Raw genomic sequence first — 7,722 nt, forward strand, 5'->3', positions numbered from 1 at the left:
CCGGTCGGCGCTCCCGTCGGCGCGGCGGCAGCCGGGGCGGCCGGGGGCGCGACCGAGACCGGCGCGACGCTGTCCGCTGCGCGACGGCCGCTCGGGGAGGGCAGCGACTCGGGCGAGCGCAGGCCGATGTCGGCGAGCGTGCTCTCGGTCCAGCCGGCCCGGGTGGCGCCCTGCCAGGCCGTCAGGTAGCCGGCGATGGCGGCATCCAGGTCGTTGAGTCGCTTGGCGAGGTCGCGGACCGCATCGAGTCGTGCGGTGATCTCGGATTCGAGGAGCACGTGTGCGCGCTCCGCTGCCGTCTCGGGGTCGACGGCGCCATAAGGCTGGGTCATGGTACGTCCTTCCGCTTGCGTCGGGTCGGTGCAAAAGGCTGTAGCTGGGTGACGCTGCGATGCGTCAGTGAGGAGCTTAGCTAGAAAGAACGGTCTGTAGGTTGTTTGGAGGACATCAATCTGTCCCCCAAATCGGGCGACACGGATCGGGCGGAGCTACGGAGCCGCGCAGGCCGTGCCGGCCGCGCGCTCCGGAGTCAGCGACCGACCCGCTGGCGCCCTACGGCCGCAACAGCACCTTGCCCGTACGCCCCGACCGCGCCGCCACCTCGACGGCCTCCCGCACCTGGTCGAACCCGTACACGGCCTCGACCGGCAGGGTGATCGCACCGGACGCGGCGGCCCGGATCAGCTCGCCGAACAGCTCGCCGCGCTTGGCCGCGGGCATCGCGGCGCTCACCTTGCTGCCCCAGAACCCCTTGACCGTCGCCTGCTTGAAGATCAGGTCGCCCGACGACAACTGCATTCCGTCGCTGCCCATCGCTCCGAACGACACGAGGGTGCCGTTCTCCGCGAGAAGCGACAGCAGGTCTCCGCTCTGTTCGCCGCCGACCGAGTCGACGGCGACCGCGATCGGCGACCCGTCGGCGAGGGCGCGCACCCGGTCGCGCCAGTCGTCGTGGCTCGTCGCCACGAGGTTCGGGATGCCCTGGCGCGCGAGTTCGTCGGCGTCGTGCTGGCGGCGGACCAGGCCGATGACCTTGTCTCCCCGCGTCAGGGCGAACTGGGCCAGCAACCGGCCGACCGCTCCGTTCGCGGCGTTCTGGAGCACGACCTCCCCCGGCTTCACCTCCAAGAAGTCGAGCAGGCTCAGCGCGCTGAACGGCATCGCGACGAGCTGGGAGGCGACCTCGTCGCTCAGCCCGTCCGGCACCGGGATCAGTGCGCCGGCCGGGGCGATGAACGCCTCCGCCCAGACGCCGAACGTGCCTCCGGTGACCACCCGCTGCCCGACGGCGAGACCCTCCACGCCCGCGCCGACGGCGTCGACGATGCCGACCGCCTCGGTACCTGCTCCCGCCGGCAGGGTCGGCTTGAAGCCGTACGTGCCGCGGATGGTCCACAGATCGTGGTTGTGGATGGGCGTGAGCACGGTGCGCACGCGCACCTGCTTCTCGCCCGGTTCGGGGAGCGGTCGCTCCTCCACGGTGAGGACCCGTGCCGGGTCGCCGAACTCGTCCTGGACGATCGCGCGCATGGCTTCCACCCTAGGACGCCGCGGCCGCCCCGGCGAGTGCCTTCTCGAGCATCCCCTCGTACGAGCGCTTGGCCTCGTCGTGCACGCGCGAACCTTCCGCGGTGATGCCCACGAAGAGCGCGCGGCGGTCGTAGTCGCAGGTGTTCCTCTCGACGAGCCCCGCCTTCACCAGGCGCTCGACGATGCGGGAGAGGGCGCTCTGGGTCATCGGGGTGAGGTCGACCAGGTTGCGCATGGTGCACGACTCGTTCGCGTACCCGGCGACGAGGTCGAGGACCTCGTACTCGCTCAGGCCGAGCTGGTGGGCCTGCTGGAGCGTGCGCTCGAGCTCGGCAGCCGTGCTGAGGTAGAGGCCCTGCAGCTCCCGCCAGCGGGCCGAGACGTCGACCGGTTCGTTCACGACCGCAATGATACGCGCGTTTTCATGCGAATTAGATGAATGTGCATACTTTGCTGACACAATCTATTCCGTGTCATAGACTGGCGCGGTGCTGAACTCCGATACCGCCTCCCGCCCCGCCGTCCGGCCGCCGGCGACGCCCGCCGGAACCATCCGCGTCACCTGGAGCCGTGCCCGCTGGCTGCTCCTCTTCGCCACCTGCATCGTGATCGCCCTCGACGGCCTGGACGTGTCGATGGTCGGCGTCGCGCTGCCCTCCATCGGCAAGGAACTCGGCCTCGAGCCCGGCGCCCTGCAGTGGATCGTGTCCGGCTACGTGCTCGGCTACGGCAGCCTCCTGCTGCTCGGCGGGCGCCTGGCCGACCTGCTCGGCCGCCGCACCGTGCTCCTGGTCGCGCTCGGCGTCTTCACGATCGCGTCCCTCGCCGGCGGCCTCTCCGCAGACGCCGGGCTCCTCATCGCCAGCCGTTTCGTCAAGGGCGTGGCGGCCGCGTTCACCGCGCCGGCCGCGTTCTCGCTGATCACCACCAACTTCGAGGAGGGCCCGGAGCGAAACCGTGCGATCTCCATCTTCACCACCTTCGCCGCGAGCGGCTTCTCACTCGGTCTCATCATGAGCGGCCTGATGACCTCGCTGAGCTGGCGGTGGACGTTCCTCTTCTCCGTCCCGCTGGCAGTGCTCGCGCTGGTGCTCGGCTTCTTCTTCGTGCCCAAGGACCGCCGCGAGCGCGGCGCAGGCCACGACATCCCCGGCGCCGTGCTGCTGGCCGCGGGGATGCTGCTGCTGGTCTACACGGTCGTCTCCGCCCCCGGCGCCGGCTGGGGTTCGCCGCCGACGATCCTCGGCTTCGTCGTCGCCGCGGCACTGCTCGCCGCCTTCGTGGTGCTGGAGCTGCGGGTGCGGCATCCGCTGATCCGGTTCGGGATCTTCCGGGTCGCGTCGGTGCTGCGGGCGAACCTCACGGCCATCACGCTGTTCGGGTCGTACGTGTCCTTCCAGTTCGTGCTCACCCTCTACCTGCAGGATGTGCTGGGCTGGTCGCCGCTCGCGATGGCGCTCGCCCTGCTGCCGACCGGTCTGGTCGTCGTGCTCAGCGCGCCGTTCACCGACCGGCTGATCGACGGGTTCGGGCCGACCGTCCTGATCATCGTCGGACTGGGGTCGCTCTCCGCCGGCTACCTGCTGTTCCTGAGGCTGGGCACGGCGCCGGTGTACTGGCTGGACGTGCTTCCGCCCGTCGTGCTGCTCGGCGTCGGCTTCGGCGTCGGCTTCCCCGCCATCCAGGTGCAGGCGACGACCGGCGTGCACGATGACGAGCAGGGGCTCGCGGCCGGGCTGGTGCAGACCTCCTCGCAGGTCGGCGGCGCGCTCGCCCTGGCGGTCACGACCGCTCTGATCGCGGGCGGCACACCGGCCGCCGGCGCGGGTGCGGGAGGCCGGGCCGCGCTGGCCGAGCAGCTCGCGCACTACCGGCCGGGCCTCTACCTGAGCGCGGGTCTCGCGCTCGCCGGGCTCGTGATCGCTGCGCTTCCGCGGCGCACGCGCCTCGCGGCCTCCCGGACCGCCGCCGAAGCCTGACCTTCGGCGGCACCCCACCCGACCGGGGCAGCACCCCACCCGCTCGGGGCAGCGCGAGGGGCACGTCGTTGTCGCTTTCGAGGTTCGAAAGTGACGAGTACGTGCCCCTCGGCCGCTGTCAGCGCCCGCGATTGCGGCTGTCAGCGCTGCTCGACGGGGCCCGAGAGCGCCGGCGGCGCGACCCGGAAGAACCGCGTGCGCCACAGCAGGTAGCCGAGGCCGAGCGCCACCCAGACCGCACCGACGATCATCGCGCTCGGCTCCAGGCTGAACCACAGCGCCACATTGATCGCCACCCCGAGCGCCGGCAGCACCACGAAGCCGAGAGCCGACCTCCAGCCGCGTTGCTTGACGAACCGCACGTACGTGAAGATCACCGCCAGGTTCACGAAGACGAACGCCACGAACGCACCGAAGTTGATCAGGGAAGCCGCGCGGCTGAGATCCAGGAACACCGCCGAGCACGCCAGCGCCGCGATCAGGAGCACGTTTCCGGCCGGCACCCCCGCCCGGTTCAGCCGGCCGAAGAACCGCCGCGGCAGCGCACCGTCGCGGCCCATGGCGTAGAGGAGGCGCGCCGCGCTCATCTGCTGCGTGATCCCGCAGCCCAGCACCGCCACCATGTACCCGCCGATGAACACGGCCTGGAACGCAGCTCCCCCGATGTACTTGGCGATCTCCGGCGAGGCGCCGACGATGTTGCCGACCGCGGACACGTCGGGGAACAGCACCTGCATGACGTAGGTGACGCTCACGAAGAACAGTCCGGCCACGCCGACGATGATGAGGATGGCGCGCGGGATGTCCCGCCGCGGGTGCTCGGCCTCCTCGGCGAGCGTGCTCACCGCGTCGAAGCCGAGGAACGACAGCGCCAGGATGGCCGCACCCGACGCGATCGCCCCGGCGTCGACGCCGGAGGAGAAGAACGGCGTCAGCGAGAAGGACGATCCGTTCGCGCCCTCCACGATGTTCTTGATCGTGAGCGCGACGAACGCGACGGCGACGACCACCTGGATGACCACCAGGATGACGTTGACCTTCGCCGCGATGCGCACCCCGATCAGGTTGAGCACCGTGCAGACCACGATGGTGGACAGGATCCACACCCACGACGGCACCTGCGGGAACGCGGCCGTCATGTAGATCGCCGACAGCAGCGCGTTGATCATCGGCAGCAGGAGGTAGTCGAGCGTCGCCGCCCAGCCGACCAGGAACCCGAGGTGCGGGTTGATGGCCTCCCGCGTGTACGTGTAGGCGGAGCCGGCGCGAGGGTAGAAGCGGACCATCTTCGCGTAGCTGAGCGCGGTGATCAGCACGGCCACCAGCACCAGCAGGTACGACAGCGGCACGTGCCCGTGCGTGATGTCGGCGACGATGCCGAAGGTGTCGAACACGGCGAGCGGGGCCATGTAGGCGAGGCCGAGGAAGACGATGTGGCGCAGCGTGAGGCTGCGGCGGAGGCCGGCGGCCTCCAGATCACCCGGCGTCTCGGCCGAGCGGGCGGGGGCGATGGAGGGGTCGAGCTGGGACATGCTGATTCCTTTCACGACGGTGTGCGGAGGTCGGCCCCGAGCACACGGGAAGCGCTCGGATCGGTGCCTGTCTGTGGCGGTTCTCCTGTGCCGCGGTGGGTTAGTGGGCGGCGGCGGAGCAGTGGGCGAGTGCCCCGTGCTGCTCGGGGAGGGGCGCGTCGCGGTCGGCGTCGTGCGCGATCGCGCCTCCGACGATCGTGAGCGCGGCGTGCTGGTCGAGGAGGGCGGCCGGGTCGCTCTCGTGCTCGTACAGGTCGGTCGACCAGGCGACGAGGTCGGCCTTCGCCCCGACGCGCAGGACGCCCAGGTCGCCCGCCGCGTGCCACGCCCAGGCGCCCTCGCGGGTGTAGCCGCCGAGGGCGTCGTCGAGTCCGATGCGCTCCGCGGGGGTCCAGGCGTCGCGGCCGTCGAGGCCCGCCCGGGTGAGCGCCGAGTACAGCCCGACGAGCGGGTCCATCTCGCCGACCTGCCAGTCGCTCGACAGTGCGACGTGGGCGCCGGAGGCCATCAGCGACCGCAGGCGCCAGGCACGGTCCCAGCGCTGCTCGCCGATGTTCTCCATCCAGGTGCCGGCGACGAGGTCGGGCGAGCAGTGCCGCGGCTGCATGGCGGCCGTGACGCCGAGGTCGGCGAACCGGTGGAGGTCGTCGGGGTGCAGGCACTCGACGTGCACGATCCCGTGCCTGCGGTCGCGCGTCCCGTTGGCACGGCCGGCGGCCTCGATGGCGTCGAGCGCGAGCCGGATGCCGCCGTCGCCGGTGGCGTGCGTGTGCGTCTGGAAGCCGAGCCGGTCGAGCTCGGTGACGATGCGAGCCAGCTCGCCGAGGGGTGCGGACGGGTGGCCGCGGTGGCCCGGACGGTTCGCGTAGTCGTCCAGCATCCACGCGGTGTGCGGCTCGATCACGTCGTCGGCGTAGAGCTTGACCGGCCCGAAGCGCAGCCGGTCGCTCGCCGGCGCGCTGTCGACGGCCTCCCGGAGGTCGCGGCGGAAGGCGGCGCCGGCATCGATCGGGTGGAAGAGTGCGGCGATGACGCGGGAGGACAGCAGGCCGGCCTCCTGCGCCCGGTCGAGCAGGCCCACCTCGGCGAGTGGCACCTGGGGCTCGACGACCGTGGTGATGCCGCTCGCGGTGGCGAGGGCGAGGCTGCCGAGCAGCTTGCGGTAGCGGCGCTCAGGCGAGTACATCGGGATATCGCGCTGCAGGCCGGCCAGGCCCGCCGTCGTCATCGCGCTCGTGTAGAAGTCGGTGACCCACCCGGTCGGCTCGCCGTGCTCGTCCCGCTCGGGGCGGCCCCACGGGATGTCGCCTCCGCCGGCGATGCCGAGCGCGCGGAGGGCCGCGTCGTTGAGCCAGACCGAGTGCTGGTCGTAGGTGGTCACGAAGACCGGCCGGTCGGTCACACCCGCCAGGTCGTGGGCGTTCGGCCGGCGGCCGGGGACGACCGAGTAGACCGCGTTCTCGGCGCAGATCCAGTCGAGGTCGGGGCGGCGGTCGGCGAGGTCGCGGATGCGGCGGCGCACCTCCTCGAGCGTCTCGGCGCCCTCCAGGCTGACCGCGTCGGGGTCGAAGCCGAGCAGGAGGTGATTGTGGCTGTCGATGACGCCCGGCGTGACGAGCGCGCCGGAGAGCTCGCGCGTCTCGCGGGCCGCAGGGGCCTCGGCGGCCGGCCCGACGTAGCTGATCCGTCCGTCCGTCACGGCGACGGCCTCGGCCCACGGCCGGGCGTCGTCGAACGTGCGGACGCGGGCTCCGGTGAGGAGGAGATCGGCGGTCTGCGGAGCGGTCACGGCATGTCCCATCGGCGGTGAAGGAATTCTTTGACACTTGCGTCAAATAATTCCTGCAGTGTGGCACGGTGCCGCGGGCGGTGTCAAGCGACCAGTGCCGTCGCGCGCCGGTAGGGTCGAGGCATGGCCCGACCCCGCAAGCAGGAGGAGCGTCGCGCCGACCTGATCGAGGCGGCGCTGAGCGCGGTCGGCGAGCGCGGCCTCCGCTCGCTGTCGCTCGCCGACGTCGCGGCGAAGGCGGGGCTGACGCGGGGCGCGATCCTGTACTACTACGACGACCTCGACCAGCTGCTCGTGGAGGCCCACCGCGCCGGCCTGGAGCGCTTCTGCGACCACCGCGACGCCGTCGTCACGGCGATCGTGGAGCCGCAACTGCAGCTCGCGGCCGCGATCCGGGAGGGCCTCCCCAGCGGGCCGGACGACGCCCTCATGCGGCTGCTCTACGAGTTCGACGTCCTGGCAGGCACCTCGACCCTCCACGACGAGCTGGTGGAACAGATGTACTCGCGTCAGCTCGCGACCTACACCGGCATCCTCGAGCGCGGCGTCGCTTCCGGCGTGTTCGCCCCCGCGCTGCCGGTGTCGACCCTGGCCATGAACCTGGTCGCACTGGAGGACGCGTACGGCCTCCACATCGTCGCGGGCAACTCGCTGATCACGGTCGCGACCGCCGAGGCCGCCATGCGCGCCGCCGCCGCCGGCCTCGGCGCGCCGCCGACGCTCTGAGCGCGCCCGCGCCCCACCGGAGGGGCGGCCGGCTGCGCTCCTACTGCCCCCGAAGGGCCGCCGAGGGGCGCCTAAACGCCCTCAAATGGCACTTTTAGGGGCGTTTCGACGCCCCTCGCGCACCCCTCGCGCACCCCTCGCGCACCCCTCGCGCACCCCTCGCGCA

The 7,722-nt window shown here is 71.7% G+C and carries 7 protein-coding genes; 2 read left to right on the top strand and 5 right to left on the bottom strand.

The features are described 5' to 3' along the window. From Q0Q23_RS19320 to Q0Q23_RS19330, 3 genes are all read right to left on the bottom strand, one after another. Nucleotides 1-332: hypothetical protein (locus tag Q0Q23_RS19320; protein ID WP_295128191.1), on the bottom strand; the 332-nt coding region annotated here is incomplete at its 3' end. Nucleotides 333-552: 220 nt separating this feature from the next. After that, complete coding sequence (locus Q0Q23_RS19325) at nucleotides 553-1,530, bottom strand: zinc-binding dehydrogenase (RefSeq protein WP_295128194.1); 978 nt, start codon at nucleotides 1,528-1,530, stop codon at nucleotides 553-555. A 10-nt stretch (nucleotides 1,531-1,540) separates the two neighbouring features. Continuing rightward, nucleotides 1,541-1,930, bottom strand: coding sequence for a MarR family winged helix-turn-helix transcriptional regulator (locus Q0Q23_RS19330; RefSeq protein WP_295128197.1), 390 nt, complete (start codon nucleotides 1,928-1,930; stop codon nucleotides 1,541-1,543). Between the two features lie 88 nt (nucleotides 1,931-2,018). On the opposite strand from Q0Q23_RS19330, the gene Q0Q23_RS19335 reads away from it, so the two are divergent. Next, entirely contained in the window at nucleotides 2,019-3,509 is a 1,491-nt protein-coding gene (locus tag Q0Q23_RS19335) for an MFS transporter (RefSeq protein ID WP_295128200.1), read from the top strand. A 140-nt stretch (nucleotides 3,510-3,649) separates the two neighbouring features. Here the strand turns inward: Q0Q23_RS19335 and Q0Q23_RS19340 are convergent, their stop codons facing one another. Then, nucleotides 3,650-5,041 (bottom strand): APC family permease, encoded by a 1,392-nt coding sequence (locus Q0Q23_RS19340; protein WP_295128203.1) that lies wholly within the window; start codon nucleotides 5,039-5,041, stop codon nucleotides 3,650-3,652. Between the two features lie 100 nt (nucleotides 5,042-5,141). After that, nucleotides 5,142-6,842, bottom strand: coding sequence for an amidohydrolase (locus tag Q0Q23_RS19345; protein ID WP_295128206.1), 1,701 nt, complete (start codon nucleotides 6,840-6,842; stop codon nucleotides 5,142-5,144). Between the two features lie 111 nt (nucleotides 6,843-6,953). Here Q0Q23_RS19345 and Q0Q23_RS19350 point away from each other — a divergent pair, with 111 nt between their 5' ends. Continuing rightward, the gene (locus tag Q0Q23_RS19350; RefSeq protein WP_295128209.1) at nucleotides 6,954-7,556 is read left to right on the top strand and encodes a TetR/AcrR family transcriptional regulator; all 603 of its coding nucleotides are present in this window, start codon (nucleotides 6,954-6,956) and stop codon (nucleotides 7,554-7,556) included. Nucleotides 7,557-7,722: the final 166 nt, after the last annotated feature.

It is taken from the genome of uncultured Leifsonia sp. (assembly GCF_945957465.1).
In the GTDB taxonomy this organism is placed as follows: domain Bacteria; phylum Actinomycetota; class Actinomycetes; order Actinomycetales; family Microbacteriaceae; genus Leifsonia.